We start from the raw sequence: 15,584 nt of genomic DNA on the forward strand, positions 1-15,584 counted from the left end.
CACTCTAAAGATATTGTTATTTTCGCTAGTATATATGACGTTAGAAAAAGATGCTTTTTTAATCGTGTATTGAAGATAATACAGTGTCGAATATGCCGTGTTTTTTCCTATTGCTCTTTTACTCACCGATAAGCATGGGTAGAATGAGCCTCCCATATTATTGATGAGTTTTTTATGTCCAGCATGATCGCAGAACAACCAATGGAAGAGGTGTCGCCAAGTTACACGGTTTTAAAAGACGTGTTTGGCTACCAAGAATTCCGTGTTGGACAAGAAGAAGTCATCAATGCTGTCTTAGAAGGTAAGGATAGCCTTGTCATCATGCCTACTGGTGGTGGTAAGTCGCTTTGTTATCAGATCCCAGCTTTGGTTTTTGAAGGGCTAACACTGGTGATTTCACCGTTAATATCCTTAATGAAAGACCAAGTTGATCAACTTAAAGCGAATGGGGTAAAAGCCGAGTGCTTAAACTCAACCATTGAACGTGAAGAGCAAATAGCGATTTGGAATCGAGTGAATGCTGGTCAGGTGAAAATGCTTTATGTGTCGCCTGAGCGCGTGATGATGCGTGACTTTATGGATCGTTTAGAATCCCTAAACTTGTGTATGATCGCTGTTGATGAAGCGCATTGTATTTCGCAGTGGGGTCACGATTTCCGTCCTGAATACGCATCATTAGGACAGATTAAACAGCGTTTTCCTAGTGTTCCGATCATGGCTCTCACCGCGACTGCTGATGAAGCCACTCGTAAAGATATTCTACATCGTCTTTCTTTGCCTGAGCCGCATCAATACTTAGGCAGTTTTGATCGCCCAAATATTCGTTATACGGTATTAGAAAAGCACAAACCCGTAAGCCAGATTGTTCGCTATCTTGCGACGCAAAAAAATCAATGTGGCGTGATTTATTGCGGTAGTCGTAAGAAAGTTGAAATGTTGACAGAGAAGCTCTGCAACAATCATATTCGTGCGGCGTCTTATCACGCAGGTTTAGATTTGGATGAGCGTAATTACGTTCAAGAAGCCTTTCAACGAGATGATATTCAAATCGTCGTTGCGACGGTTGCCTTTGGTATGGGGATCAATAAATCCAACGTACGTTTTGTTGCTCACTTTGATATTCCCAAGAACATCGAATCTTATTATCAAGAGACAGGTCGAGCAGGGCGTGATGGTCTGCCAGCTGAAGCGGTCATGCTTTATGATCCTGCCGATATAGTTTGGTTAAGAAAACTGGTTGAAGAGAAGCCTGAAGGCCCTCAAAAGCTTGTAGAAAGTCATAAATTGAATGCTATGACCGCCTTTGCTGAAGCACAAACTTGTCGTCGTCAGGTTCTTTTAAACTATTTTGGTGAATACAGTGCTAAGCCCTGTGGTAACTGTGATGTGTGTTTAGATCCGCCAAAGCAATTTGATGGAACAGAAGCGGCACAAAAAGCACTTTCTTGTGTTTATCGAGTAAATCAAAGTTTTGGTGTTGGCTATGTAGTGGAAGTGCTACGTGGGCTTAAAATTGCTCGTATTCGTGAGCATGGGCATGATAAGTTATCGACCTACGGTATTGGCAAAGAACACACCCATGAATACTGGGTAAGTATTATTCGTCAGTTAATTCATAAAGGATTATTGGTACAGAATATTACGCGCAACTCTACATTACAGCTAACGGAAGAAGCCCGTCCGATTTTAAAAGGACAAGAGCCGTTAGAACTAGCAGTACCGCGATTGGATATTGCAGCAAAAACGGCAAAATCAGAGAAATTGAATAATCGTAATTACGATAAACAACTATTTGCTAAATTACGTAAGCTGCGTAAATCCATCGCTGATCGAGATGACTTACCGCCTTATGTGGTATTCAGTGATGCAACCTTAATGGATATGGCTGACATTTTACCGACCTCTTATGGAGAGATGTTAGCGGTAAATGGCGTAGGGCAGAAGAAGCTTGAAAAATACGCAGATCCATTTTTAGATTTAATTGAAATGCACTTAACAGGACAAGGATAAGTCATGAGTTTATTTTCAATCATTGAGTTTGATAAAGAAGTTGGACGCATTATTTTTGCCATTCCTGAATTCGATTTTGATACCTTCAATGACGTGGGAAAACAGTTGGTTTCAGCAATGGATGCAAAGGTGATAGAGCAACAAGTGGATGCGGACTTGCATTCATGGCTCATTGATTTTGAAGGAACGCATTTACTGCTCCGAGCAGAGCACTATTCAAACTCCGTATGGTTAGAAAGCTTATCTTCAGGAGAGGCGATTGATGAGCTGAACTTTATTGTCGGTTTGTTTTAATTGGCTTAATTTTTAAAAGAAAACGGCTGTAGATATACAGCCGTTTTTTTTGGATTAAGCCATGTGGCTTTCTTTCTTAATTTTTTCTTTATGATGCTTTTGCTCACCTATCAGTGCGTAAGTTAAGCAAACAATAGAGATGACACAAGAGGCAACTAAGATCATAAAGCCACCATCCCAACCAAAGTGGTCAACGGTATAACCAAGCAGTGCGTTCGCTGCAACAGCTCCGCCAAGGTAACCAAATAATCCTGTTAATCCTGCCGCTGTACCCGCCGCTTTTTTAGGTGCTAATTCCAGCGCATATAAACCAATGAGCATTACCGGACCATAGATTAAGAAACCAATAGCAACCAATGCGATCATATCAACGGTTGGGTTTCCTGCTGGGTTAAACCAGTAAACCAATACCGCAATAGTTACTAACGCCATAAATAGAATCCCTGCAGGAGCTCGTTTTCCTTTGAACAACTTATCAGAAATCCAACCACATAGCAGGGTGCCAGGAATACCAGCCCACTCATATAGGAAATACGCCCAAGAAGATTTATCAACAGTGAATTCTTTGGCTTCTTTTAAGTAAACTGGTGCCCAATCTAAAACGCCATAACGGATCAAGTAAACAAAGGCGTTAGCAATTGCAATTGACCACAACAATTTATTTGAAAAAACGTATTTAAAGAAGATTTCTTTCGCCGTCATTTCTGTTTCATATGCCGAATCATAATCATCTGGGTAGTCGTTTTTAAATTCTTCAATTGGCGGAAGACCACATGATTGAGGTGTATCTCTGACTGTTAACCAAACAAAAAAAGCAACAAGAAGAGCAAAGAAAGCAGGGACGTAGAACGCAGTTCGCCAATCATCATTAAATGCCCATAAACCAAGAAGGAATAGCGGGCCAATTAATCCACCCCCGACGTTGTGTGCAACGTTCCATACCGAAACTATTTCACCACGCTCTTTTCTTGACCACCAGTGCACCATGGTTCTACCACAGGCTGGCCATCCCATCCCTTGGAACCAACCATTTAAAAACAATAAGATAAACATGGCAGTAATGCTGCCAGTTGCCCAAGGCATAAAGCCAAAACAAAACATAACGAGGGCAGACATGACCAAACCAGCACTGAGAAAATATCTAGGATTGGAACGGTCAGAAACACTTCCCATTAAGAATTTAGATAAACCATAAGCGATAGATACCGCAGCCAGAGCAACCCCTAAATCGCCTCGACTGTATCCTTGTTCGATAAGGTAAGGCATAGCTAAACTGAAGTTTTTTCGAACAAGATAGTATCCAGCATAACCAAAGAAAATACCGAGAAAAAGTTGCCATCGTAACCGCTTATAAGTGCTACTGATTTCTCCCGTTGGGAGTTGTGCGATATGTGCTTTAGGTTTAAAAACACCAAACATAGCCGACCTCTTATTTTATTATTAATTTTCATTATCGAACCTATTTTTAGGTTCGTTCGAAATTTTGGCTATTATTATAATGATTGGTTTAGAAAACTGTGTCAGATGGTCGATTTGTATAAATAAAGAAGAGATGTTTTTAAGTTTGTGAGTACGCTTAGACTATCCCCTGATTTGGTTAACGCCAGTTGATCCTCGCAGTTTTTAAATCTTGTGATCAAAATCGGTTAATGTATAATCACCGCCCTAAAAATTGGCTAGAGTCATTACGTAAATAAACGGTGATTTTAGCTTTGTGTTTAATTTGGGTTCCCTCGCCCCCAATGACAAAAAGGTACTTATATGAGTACATTTACGCCCGCGCAACAGCGCAACGCTTTATCTTTCCTTGTTGTATTCCACCTTGTAATTATCGCATCAAGCAACTATTTGGTTCAGTTACCCTTTACTATTTTTGGGTTTCATACCACTTGGGGTGCGTTTACTTTTCCATTCATTTTTCTCGCTACTGATTTAACGGTTCGTATTTTTGGTGCCAAAATGGCAAGAAGTATTATCTTCTTTGTTATGTTGCCAGCATTAGCTGTATCGTATTTTTTATCGGTGGTATTTTTTGAAGGTCAGTACCAAGGTTTTTCTCAACTTGGCGAGTTTAATTTATTTGTTGCACGTATTGCAGTAGCAAGCTTTATGGCTTATTTACTGGGTCAAATATTAGATGTACATGTATTTAATCGTCTACGTCAATTAAAGCAGTGGTGGGTAGCACCAACATGCTCAACATTGTTTGGTAACGCATTAGATACACTGGCTTTCTTTAGCATTGCTTTCTACCAAAGCCCTGATGCCTTTATGGCAGAGCATTGGACAGAAATTGCATTGGTTGATTATGGTTTCAAACTGGTGATCAGTTTAGGCTTGTTTGTACCAATGTATGGTGTGTTATTGAATTATCTAACTCGTAAGTTAACTTCTGAAGGTCATCAATTAGCGACGCAGCCTTCACAGGTGTAAGCGAAAATGATCCAAAGAAGAAAAGGCTAACATTATGTTAGCCTTTTTTATTGCCTATACTATTGAAATAAAAGGGATATTAAAATTAGTTGAGATCTTTTCTCATTTACCTATTGCACTCCAAATGAGAATGGTTATTATTAACTTGTCTTCAGGGAATACGCACACGGAGTTATCCGCACTATTTCAAGAAGGCACGACATTGCTCACATTGCTTCCAGTGTAAATCAGCTACATGAGCAGTGGTGGACGTACAAACGTATTACCATTGTTCTCTTTTTGCTGAGCGGCGCTTCATTTAAGAAGACGCCGCTTTTTTTTGTCCGTTTTTTGAACTGACAGCAAGAAATTTTATAAAAAATCCGATCGGGTTTGGTGAAAAATTTAGCAATAAAAAGGTGTGTTTAATATTATTGTCCACAAAGCATGATCAAGAAAGGATCTCTTTGTGGATCGTTTTTATTGATCTAAGTTTTTGATTTTTTAGTTTTTAATTTCTTTTTTCTTGATTGATAAATAAGTTATTAATTAAGCAAAAAATAATTACAAACAGAGTTATCCACAGAAGTGGAGGTTGTCTGAATAACTCTTTTTTTATGTGAATTAATGAGCAAAGCAACGAAGGACAGTATTTTGTTGTTATTGAGTCATGGTATAGAATGAAATTCACTGATCATCAACCCTCTGGATATTACAGACTATGGCAAGAATTCCTGATAATCCGTTTATTTTAGTAGACGGCTCTTCTTATCTTTTCCGCGCATATCATGCTGCACCTAACTTCACTAATGGTGATGGACAACCAACAGGTGCGGTATATGGCGTAATTAACATGCTTCGTAGTCTGTTAAAGCAATTTGAAACTGATCGTATTGCGGTTATCTTCGATGCAAAGGGCAAAACGTTCCGTAACGATATGTACCCAGAGTACAAAGCAAATCGTCCACCAATGCCTGATGATCTGCGTTGTCAGATTGAGCCACTACACAAGCTAATTAAAGCGATGGGTTTGCCTTTAGTTTCTATTCCAGGCGTAGAAGCGGATGATGTAATCGGTACGTTAGCTTCTCAAGCATCAAAAGCTGGGATCCCAGTTCTTATCAGTACTGGTGATAAGGATATGGCACAATTAGTTGATGAAAATGTCACTCTGATTAATACCATGACTAATGTGATCATGGATCCTGAAGGTGTGGTTGAGAAGTTTGGTATTGGTCCAGAGCTTATTATTGATTACTTAGCATTAATGGGCGATAAGGTGGATAACATTCCTGGTGTTCCAGGTGTTGGTGATAAAACCGCTAAAGCATTATTGCAAGGCATTGGTGGTTTAGATGCTTTATATGAACATCTTGATGATATAGCTCCTCTTGGTTTCCGTGGTTCTAAAACCATGGCTAAAAAGCTAATTGATAACAAAGAAGGGGCTTACCTTTCTTATGAATTAGCAACGATTAAGTTGGATGTTGAACTGGATAAAACGCCAGAAGAGTTTGTTAAACAAGAGCCAAACGTAGATGAACTGATCCAAATGTTTGGTCAAATGAACTTTAAGCGTTGGTTAACTGAAATGTTAGATGGAAGCGACGGTAAGATCGTTTCACATGAAACATCGTCTAATAGCGTATCAACTTCAAGTAAGCAAGATGATGCAGAAGAAGAGCTAATTGTTGCCGCTCAAGTAGATCGTTCAAAATACGAAACGATTTTAACTAAAGATGCGTTTAACGCATGGTTAGAAAAGCTTAATAACGCTGACGTTGCTGCTTTTGACACTGAAACCGATAGCTTAGATTACATGGTTGCTAATCTTATTGGTTTATCATTTGCTGTAGAAGAAGGTGAAGCGGCTTATGTTCCCGTTGCACATGATTACCTTGATGCTCCAGAACAATTGGATCGTGATTGGGTACTTGAGCAGTTAAAGCCGTATTTAGAAGATGACAATAAAGCAAAAGTTGGTCAAAACTTAAAGTACGATGCGAGTGTTTTGGCGCGCTATGATATCGAAATGAAAGGCATTAAATTCGATACTATGCTTGAGTCTTATGTGTATAACAGCGTTGCTGGTAAGCACAATATGGACAGTTTGGCATTGCGCTACCTTCAACATAACACCATTTCATTTGAAGAAATTGCAGGTAAAGGTAAAAAGCAATTAACCTTTAACCAAATCGCTTTAGAGCAAGCTGCACCTTATGCCGCTGAAGATGCGGATATCACATTGCGTCTGCATCATGTATTGAACGCGAAATTAGAAGCCGATGAAAAACTAAAATCAGTATTTACAGATATTGAATTACCATTGGTATCTGTCCTTTCTCGTATGGAGAGAAAAGGCGTTTATATTGATGATATGTTGCTTTCAGCACAATCACTTGAAATCGGTCAGCGTTTAGATGAGTTAGAAAAAGCAGCATTTGAAGTTGCTGGTGAAGAGTTCAATATGAATTCACCAAAACAACTTCAAACCATTCTATTTGAGAAAATGGAACTGCCAGTAATTAAGAAGACACCTTCTGGAGCGGCATCGACAAATGAAGAAGTGCTGCAAGAGTTGGCGCTTGATTACCCATTGCCTAAATTGATTTTAGAGTATCGTGGCTTAGCGAAACTAAAATCGACCTATACAGATAAACTTCCTAAGATGATTAACCCATCTACAGGTCGTGTACATACCTCTTATCACCAAGCGGTAACAGCAACAGGCCGTTTATCATCGACAGATCCAAACTTACAGAATATCCCAATTCGTAACGAAGAAGGTCGCCGTATTCGCCAAGCGTTTGTTGCCCCTCATGGTTGGAAAATTCTAGCAGTCGATTACTCTCAAATTGAATTGCGTATTATGGCTCATTTATCTCAAGATAAAGCGCTATTAGCGGCTTTTTCGGCTGGTAAAGATATTCACGCAGCGACAGCAGCAGAAGTGAAGGGCGTTTCTATTGAAGAGGTGACTTCAGAAGATCGTCGTCGTGCTAAGGCGATTAACTTTGGTTTAATCTATGGCATGAGTGCGTTTGGTCTTGCTAAGCAAATTGGGATCCCTCGTGGTGAAGCACAAGATTATATGAATGTGTATTTTGAGCGTTACCCAGGAGTGATGCAGTACATGGAAGAGACTCGTTTATTAGCGACGGAACAAGGTTATGTTGAGACATTATATGGCCGCCGCCTGCATTTACCTGAAATCAATGCACGAAACGGTATGCGTCGTAAAGCCGCAGAACGTGCTGCGATTAATGCCCCAATGCAAGGTACTGCTGCTGATATCATTAAGAAAGCGATGATCTTGGTTGATGAATGGGTTGAAACTGAAGGAAAAGATCGTGTGAATCTTTTAATGCAAGTACACGATGAATTGGTTTTTGAAGTAAAAGAAGATGCATTAGATGAAGTGACGACTAAAGTAAGAGAACTAATGGAGCAAGCTGTTCAACTTGATGTTCCACTCGTTGCTGAAGCCGGTTTTGGTAATAACTGGGATGAAGCGCACTAATCTTGTGTCACAGCCATTTGAATAAATGTATCTATCGTTTAGTTACGTTACTGATTAAATTGTAATTCAGTTACAACTGAAATTAAAACTATGAGCCAGCGCACGCGTTGGCTTTTTTTTACCTAAAATAAAGTGAAGTTTGTCAGGTATTTGTTGTGTTTTTTGATACGAAACTGAAAAAAAATTACAAATAAAGGTTTTCAAAACTGTTCGTTTGTTGTACATTTGTCTGCGTAGGGTACAGAGGTAAAGATGTTCTATCTTTCAGACCTTTTGTTTCACGTTATTGAATTTGGCTAAATTCAGCCGCCTCAGTCAACCTTTTTGACTGGGGCGTTTTTTCTTTCTGGCCTTCTAAAAACTCTTATCTGTGTTTTTCGCTTCTTGTAATTTTCCCACAATATGTAATTTTTATTACACGTTACTGAATTGATAATTTATTTTTTTAATTATCTTAATGCTTTGATTTTAAATTAATTTATTTGATTTGCTTCAATTTAAGTGTGTTTTTTTGAGTGCTTTTTAATCTTATTGATTTAATTAAAAATAGATAGATGCTGATGGGTTGGATATGTAGCGGATTTGTAGCATGATGCGCGGCAGAAAAATAATAACAACCTCTTTATCTCTCCCATTTCCCCACCTTACTTAAGGTGGGGTTTTTATTTCCCCAAAACTAATGAATTACTCATCGGAGTGGGTAATAGTGCTAAATAGGGTTATTCAGCATCCAGATCTTCGATGAATTCATCATCTAGCTCAAAAGCAGGTGCAAACCACTCATCTAATTTAGCGCGCAGCTTATCAACACCAATGCCTTTTAAAGATGAAAACGCATCAACTTCAACTTCACCACCAAAATCAACAGCAGCTTCACGAACTTTAAGCACCTGTGCTTTACGAGCACCGCTTTTCAGCTTGTCTGCTTTCGTTAATAGGATCTGTACTGGGATATTTTGGTCTACAGCCCAGAAAACAAGTTGTTGGTCGATGTCTTTTAGTGGATGACGAATATCCATTAACACAACCAAGCCTTGTAAACATTGACGTTTTTGTAGGTATTCACCTAACGATTTCTGCCATTTCTTTTTCATCTCAAGTGGTACTTGAGCGAAACCATATCCCGGTAAATCAACGATATGACAGTTTTCTTCAACTTTAAACAAGTTAATAAGCTGAGTACGACCAGGTGTTTTAGAAGTCTTTGCTAGGCTTTTCTGGTTGGTTAAGCGATTTAATGCGCTTGATTTACCCGCATTAGAACGGCCAGCGAAGGCAACTTCAATACCTTCATCTTCAGGTAGATGGCGAATATCTGGTGCACTCGTAATGAAATGCGTCTTTTGGTAGTGAATAGTTTTGCTCACTGGTTAACTCCGTCTCGACTAAAACCAAGCTGTAGATAATGATCCAAGTTGGATTATTGTAGTCAGCTGATTACTTTTTTGTGAAAATGTGTAAAATAACCGCATCAAGTTAGTCATTATTAACTTTTTAGTGACAAACTTAGAATGAAAACGGTAAAGGCCGCTCATTGTATCATGCTGTAGCCAATTTAGAGCGGTACTGGAAGCTTAATATCCAACACAATGTAAATAAATCTTGTTAAAAAGAGTAACTCATTGTGCAGGAACGATAATAATAAATGGAATGTCATGAAAAAATTAGCGCTGATATTAACTCTCCTAGCTAGTTGCTCAACATGGGCTCAAGGAGATATCGAAGCTGGGAAGCAAAAATCTGCAACATGTGCCGCTTGTCATGGTCAAGAAGGCAACAGTACTTTGACTCAATATCCGAATATTGCAGGCCAACACGCCGGCTATCTTGAGAAGCAACTTAAAGAATTTAAGTTAGGAATGGAAACTCAAGGTAAGCAAGGTCGTCTAGAGCCAGTAATGAGTGGTATGGCAATGCCATTAACAGAGCAAGATATTATGGATTTATCAGCCTATTTTGCCTCGTTACCAATGGCTGACAATACAACACCAGAAGAGGTGATTCCAGAAGGTAAAGCCTTGTATTTAGCGGGTGATATGGAGCGTGGTATTACTGCGTGTGTTGCATGTCATGGTCCTCGTGGTAACGGTACATCACTATCTGGCTTCCCTAAAATCTCTGGTCAACATGCTGATTATGTGAAAGCACAACTAGAGAAATTCCGTTCAGCAGATCGTGCAAATGATATGAATGCAATGATGCGTGATATTGCGAAAAAACTGACTGATGAAGACATTGATACGTTATCGAAATATGTGGGTGGACTGCATTAATTTAATGTAATTCGCATCATCATTACGTCTAAATTTAAAGAAGCAGCTCTCGTAGCTGTTTTTTTTATTAAAAAATCGGTTAAAACGATTATCTTTGCACCAGTATCGGGTATACTTCCCGCCCTAGAATTTTCAGGTAGTGGAGTGGGTTCACATGCAATCTTGCCCTTTGTGTCAACATTCTAAGGCTGATGATTTCCATCAAGATAAGCGACGTCGATATTATCGATGCCAGCAATGTCATCTTGTTTATGTGGATGAGTCTGACCGTTTAGATGCAGAGAACGAAAAAGCTCACTATGACCTCCATGAAAATAATCTTGACGATGAAGGGTATAGAACCTTCTTATCACGATTTGCAGAGCCTTTGTTGTCACGTGTTGGTGAGACACCTCAACAAGGACTAGACTTTGGGTGTGGTCCTGGACCTTTACTTGCTCATATGATGAGAGAGGTCGGTCACCACGTCGAACTCTATGATATTTATTACGCCCCAGATAAGAGCGTGCTGAATAAGCAGTATGACTTCGTCAGTTGTACAGAAGCTGTTGAGCATTTTTATCAACCTCAAAACGAACTGGAATTGTTATTGAGCTTGGTAAAACCTGGAGGTTGGTTAGGTATCATGACGAAACTAGCCAGGGACGAAAGCGCGTTTGCCACTTGGCATTACAAAAATGATTTAACCCATGTCAGCTTTTTTAGCATTGAAACCTTTAAGTTTATTGCCAAGCAATATCAACTTGAACTGGAGTTTGTTGGAAAAGATGTCATTTTACTGAGGAAAACCCAGTAATGAGCCGTATTAAAAAAGCCCGTAAGCCGGGAATGTCGAGCCAACCAGTTGTTGTTACTCGTAACCGTACAGACCGTGATGTTGAAAGTCGTGAACTTAAGCGTAAAAGAAAACGTAAAGGTCTAAAAGCCGGTGCTCGTAATGCAGAAAGCAACGCAGAGCAAGCTCGTCGTAATGCACAGAAAAAAGATCCACGTATTGGTAGTAAAAAACCAATTCAGCTAGTTGTTGATGCAAAGCAAAAAACAACTAAGCAAGAACGTCGTCTGACTAACGAGCAAGAACTAGCAATGTTAGAAAATGATGCGCAACTAATGGTTCTTTTAGATCGTCTAGACAGTGGTGAGAACCTAGGTACTGGTCTACAGAAATATGTAGATGAAAAACTGGCTCGCATTGAACACCTAATGGGTCGTTTAGGTCTATTAGATGACGAAGAGCCTGAAGAAATTGAAGAGTTCCCAGAGTTCGCAGAGCGTAAAGCAAAAAGCGATGATGATCTTCTAGCGGAATTTGATGACTTCAATATGGATGATTTTAAATAATTATGTCTACAGTAACCCTGTTAGCACTGCTTGGTGGTGCAATTATTCTTGCGTTAGCCGGTTATGCTGGCAGTTTACTGATGAAGTTAAAAAAGCAAAAAGAACTGCAAGAACAACATAGAAAATTGGCGATACAGAAACGTAACGCCAATATTTTTGAGAATGTGGTATTACTTTGCCAAGCCGGTCTTCAAGACCGATGTGATTTCTCAGAGCTCTCTATTCGTTTGTACTGCATCATGGATTATCTGCAAGAAGATGAACGTATTGATGTAGAAAAAGAATACCCAGCATTATCTGAGTTATACCATGTTGTTAAAGACATGGCGCGTGGCGATGAAAGACAAGAACTCGCAAAAAAAGATCGAATGAAAGATAACTTGGTTCGAACTAAAGCGGAAGCTCGCCTACAAGATGCGATTAAAGAAGAGATTCAACAATTACATGATCGCGTTAAACCACTGAATCAAAATATTGATATTAAAATGATCTGATCGACACTTCTATTTACTACTGCATTGAAGTCATCGGCTTTATGAAGCAGATGTTTTATGATGCAGGGTAATCGTGTCAGTGCAGATATAAAGAGATGGAAGTAAGTCATGTCAAATCAACAAATAGTATGGGACCAAGAGATCATTGAGAAGTATAACTACTCAGGTCCGCGTTACACCTCTTACCCAACAGCTTTAGAGTTCCACGAAGCGTATACTCCTGCTGAATTTGATATGGCATGTACTCAGTATCCTGAGCGCCCACTTTCTCTTTATATCCACATCCCGTTTTGTCACAAACTGTGCTACTTCTGTGGCTGTAATAAGGTGATCACTCGTCATCACCATAAAGCGGATATTTACCTTGATTCACTAGAACTTGAAATTCGTCAACGTGCGGCACTATTTACGGATCGTAAAGTAACGCAATTGCACTTTGGTGGCGGTACACCAACGTTTCTAACTAAAGTTCAATTCACTCGTTTAATGACTTTATTACGTGGTGAATTCCAGTTTGAAGATGGCGCTGAAATCAGTATCGAAGTTGACCCTCGTGAAATCGAATTGGATATGCTGGATCACTTACGTGATGAAGGGTTCAATCGTTTAAGTATTGGTGTTCAAGATTTCAATAAAGAAGTACAGCAGTTGGTTAACCGCGACCAAGATGAAGACTTCATTATTCAGATGGTACAACGTGCTAAGGATCTTGGCTTCCGCTCAACGAACCTTGATTTAATCTACGGCTTACCAAAGCAATCTGCTGATTCACTAGCTAATACGATCAAACGTGTACTAGAGATGGAACCGGGTCGTCTATCTGTATTTAACTATGCGCACATGCCAACTCTGTTTGCTGCTCAACGTAAAATTAAAGATGCCGATCTACCTGCGCCAGCTGAAAAGCTAGTAATGCTTCAAGAGACGATTGAAACATTAACAGGTGCTGGCTATCAATTCATCGGTATGGATCACTTTGCTTTACCTGATGATGAATTGGCTGTGGCGCAGCGTGAAGGGGTTCTTCACCGTAATTTCCAAGGTTACACTACCCAAGGTGAGTGTGACTTATTAGGTATGGGTGTATCAGCGATTTCAATGATTGGTGATAGCTACGCTCAGAATAAGAAAGATCTAAAAGAATATTACGCACAAGTTGATGAACAGCGTCATGCTTTATGGCGTGGTGTGGCTTTAGATAGTGATGATTTAATTCGCCGTGAAGTGATTAAACAACTGATTTGTAACTTCACTCTAGATACCAAAGCGATTGAAGCAGAGTTTAATTTAGACTTTGATACGTACTTTGCTGAAGACATTAAATTACTGCAAACTTTCATTAATGATGAGTTAGTGACGATGCATGAAGGTCGTATTGATGTTGAGCTTCGTGGCCGTCTTCTGATCCGTAATATCTGTATGTGTTTTGATAAGTACTTACGTGATCGTGCTCGTCAGCAGCAGTTTTCGAGAGTTATCTAAGCGTAGGGACGAGAAGCGAGTGCGGACTTCGTCCTTAAGGGGCGAGTAAGAGCATTGTGATTTGTTTGCAAATTTGAAACCGTAGGTGTTTATGCACCTGCGGTTTTTTGTTTTTAAGAGCAAGGTTTCAGAGCGCTTCGCTTTCAGGATTGGTTATTTTTTAGCTTTGGGTATTAGCAACCCCCTCTAACTCCCCCTTGTATTAGCTTGATCGATTTAAATGATTCAGCGTTAAAGGGGGAGAACCCTCTTTGGTGCTGTAATTACAACGATTACAATACTGTTCCTCCCCTTGAGAGAGAAACTAATGAGATTAGTAATGTTGATATAAGGGGAGGCTAGGAGGGGTTGGTAAGGAATAACTAGAGACGAGATACGAGTGCGGACTTCGTCCTTAAGGGGCGAGTAAGAGCATTGTGATTTGTTTGCAAATTTGAAACCGTAGGTGTTTATGCACCTGCGGTTTTTTGTTTTTAAGAGCAAGGTTTCAGAGCGCTTCGCTTTCAGGATTGGTTATTTCTAGCCTTGGTACTAGCAACCCCCTCTAACTCCCCCTTGTATTAGCTTGATCGATTTAAATGATTCAGCGTTAAAGGGGAAGAACCATCTTTGGTGCTGTAATTACAACGATGACAATACTGTTCCTCCCCTTGAGAGAGAAACTAATGAGATTAGTAATGTTGATATAAGGGGAGGTTAGGAGGGGTTGGTAAGGAATAACTAGAGACGAGATACGAGTACGGACTTCGTCCTTAAGGGGCGAGTAAGAGCATTGCGACTTGTTTGCAAATTTGAAACCGTAGGTGTTAATGCACCTGCGGTTTTTTGTTTTTAAGAGCAAGGTTTCAGGGCGCTTCGCTTGCAGGTCTCAGGATTGATTATTTTTAGTTTTGGGTATTAGCAACCCCCTCTAACTCCCCCTTGTATTAGCTTGATCGATTTAAATGATTCAGTGTTAAAGGGGGAGAACCACCTTTGGTGCTGTAATTGTAACGATTACAATACTGTTCCTCCCCTTGAGAGAGAAACTAATGAGATTAGTAATGTTGATATAAGGGGAGGTTAGGAGGGGTTGGTAAGGAGTAACTAGAGACGAGACACGAGTACGGACTTCGCCTTTAAGGGACGAGTAAGAGCAAGGTTTCAGGACGCTTTGCTTGCAGGCTTCAGGTATTGTTATTTTCTGTTTTGTGCAGTGATTACAGCGAGTACCCCTGAACCCTTTAAGGAAGCTTGCGACCGATCTGAACCCTGCTCTTAAGGCTTCACATTACGACTAATAGGATTCTGCAGCGAGATCAGCGTCTCCGTCGATTGCACTTCTTCAATCGCTTGAAGTTTATCAATCAACACATATTGCAGCTCTTCAATGCTCTTACACATCAGCTTTACGAAGATGTTGTAAGCACCTGTAGTGTAATAGGCTTCAACCACTTCCTCTAAGGCATCGAGTTTCGCTAAGGCTGAATGATAGTCACGTGCCGCGTATAGGTTAATACCAATAAAGCAGCATACATCGTAGCCTAAGGTTTTTGGGTTCACGACCACTTCTGTACCTTCAATAATGTTAGCCGCTTTCATTTTTTCAATACGAACATGAATGGTTGCAGGGCTGACATCAAAGCGTTTTGCAAGTTCAGCGTAAGGGGTTCGAGCATCATTCATTAACGCTTGTAAAATATCTCGGTCGAGATCATCGATTTTGCTGGTTTGGTTCATGATGCATCCTTACATAATGGGCAATCTTTAAATTACCTT

General features: G+C 39.9%; 14 protein-coding genes. 11 read left to right on the plus strand and 3 right to left on the minus strand.

All coding sequences use genetic code 11. The features are described 5' to 3' along the window. Positions 1-174: 174 nt before the first annotated feature. On the plus strand, positions 175-2,010 hold the full coding sequence (recQ, locus tag AVFI_RS00305; RefSeq protein WP_054776013.1) for an ATP-dependent DNA helicase RecQ: 1,836 nt from the start codon (positions 175-177) through the stop codon (positions 2,008-2,010). Positions 2,011-2,013: 3 nt separating this feature from the next. Further along, positions 2,014-2,304: a DUF3630 family protein gene (locus AVFI_RS00310; protein ID WP_012532753.1), complete on the plus strand. Its 291-nt coding sequence runs from the start codon at positions 2,014-2,016 to the stop codon at positions 2,302-2,304. Between the two features lie 54 nt (positions 2,305-2,358). On the opposite strand, the gene glpT is transcribed toward AVFI_RS00310, so the two are convergent. Next, complete coding sequence (gene glpT / locus AVFI_RS00315; RefSeq protein ID WP_005416914.1) at positions 2,359-3,723, minus strand: glycerol-3-phosphate transporter; 1,365 nt, start codon at positions 3,721-3,723, stop codon at positions 2,359-2,361. 342 nt (positions 3,724-4,065) lie between these two features. Between glpT and AVFI_RS00320 the strand changes: the two genes are divergently transcribed. From AVFI_RS00320 to AVFI_RS20495, 4 genes are all read left to right on the plus strand, one after another. After that, complete coding sequence (locus tag AVFI_RS00320) at positions 4,066-4,737, plus strand: 7-cyano-7-deazaguanine/7-aminomethyl-7-deazaguanine transporter (protein WP_017018904.1); 672 nt, start codon at positions 4,066-4,068, stop codon at positions 4,735-4,737. A 34-nt stretch (positions 4,738-4,771) separates the two neighbouring features. Continuing rightward, positions 4,772-4,963: a hypothetical protein gene (locus AVFI_RS00325; protein ID WP_054776014.1), complete on the plus strand. Its 192-nt coding sequence runs from the start codon at positions 4,772-4,774 to the stop codon at positions 4,961-4,963. 474 nt (positions 4,964-5,437) lie between these two features. Further along, positions 5,438-8,236, plus strand: coding sequence for a DNA polymerase I (gene polA, locus AVFI_RS00330; protein WP_054776015.1), 2,799 nt, complete (start codon positions 5,438-5,440; stop codon positions 8,234-8,236). A 252-nt stretch (positions 8,237-8,488) separates the two neighbouring features. Continuing rightward, positions 8,489-8,536, plus strand: coding sequence for a hypothetical protein (locus AVFI_RS20495; protein WP_439903470.1), 48 nt, complete (start codon positions 8,489-8,491; stop codon positions 8,534-8,536). Between the two features lie 419 nt (positions 8,537-8,955). Here AVFI_RS20495 and yihA read toward each other — a convergent pair whose 3' ends face one another. Then, positions 8,956-9,603: a ribosome biogenesis GTP-binding protein YihA/YsxC gene (yihA, locus tag AVFI_RS00335; protein WP_005416925.1), complete on the minus strand. Its 648-nt coding sequence runs from the start codon at positions 9,601-9,603 to the stop codon at positions 8,956-8,958. A gap of 288 nt (positions 9,604-9,891) precedes the next feature. Here yihA and AVFI_RS00340 point away from each other — a divergent pair, with 288 nt between their 5' ends. From AVFI_RS00340 to hemN, 5 genes are all read left to right on the plus strand, one after another. Further along, positions 9,892-10,509 (plus strand): c-type cytochrome, encoded by a 618-nt coding sequence (locus tag AVFI_RS00340; RefSeq protein ID WP_011260948.1) that lies wholly within the window; start codon positions 9,892-9,894, stop codon positions 10,507-10,509. 154 nt (positions 10,510-10,663) lie between these two features. Next, positions 10,664-11,305 carry a class I SAM-dependent methyltransferase gene (locus AVFI_RS00345; RefSeq protein ID WP_188863325.1) on the plus strand — a complete coding sequence of 214 codons (642 nt, stop codon included), beginning with the start codon at positions 10,664-10,666 and terminating at the stop codon, positions 11,303-11,305. After that, the gene (gene yihI, locus AVFI_RS00350) at positions 11,305-11,850 is read left to right on the plus strand and encodes a Der GTPase-activating protein YihI (RefSeq protein WP_005416931.1); all 546 of its coding nucleotides are present in this window, start codon (positions 11,305-11,307) and stop codon (positions 11,848-11,850) included. The genes AVFI_RS00345 and yihI overlap by 1 nt, the downstream gene beginning before the upstream one ends. 2 nt (positions 11,851-11,852) lie before the next feature. Then, positions 11,853-12,344: a DUF2489 domain-containing protein gene (locus AVFI_RS00355; protein WP_012532708.1), complete on the plus strand. Its 492-nt coding sequence runs from the start codon at positions 11,853-11,855 to the stop codon at positions 12,342-12,344. Between the two features lie 108 nt (positions 12,345-12,452). Further along, positions 12,453-13,826, plus strand: coding sequence for an oxygen-independent coproporphyrinogen III oxidase (gene hemN, locus AVFI_RS00360; protein WP_054776016.1), 1,374 nt, complete (start codon positions 12,453-12,455; stop codon positions 13,824-13,826). 1,257 nt (positions 13,827-15,083) lie between these two features. On the opposite strand, the gene asnC is transcribed toward hemN, so the two are convergent. Further along, positions 15,084-15,545: a transcriptional regulator AsnC gene (gene asnC, locus AVFI_RS00365; protein WP_012532760.1), complete on the minus strand. Its 462-nt coding sequence runs from the start codon at positions 15,543-15,545 to the stop codon at positions 15,084-15,086. Positions 15,546-15,584 lie beyond the last annotated feature (39 nt).

It is taken from the genome of Aliivibrio fischeri ATCC 7744 = JCM 18803 = DSM 507 (assembly GCF_023983475.1).
GTDB classification, from domain to species: Bacteria; Pseudomonadota; Gammaproteobacteria; order Enterobacterales; family Vibrionaceae; genus Aliivibrio; species Aliivibrio fischeri.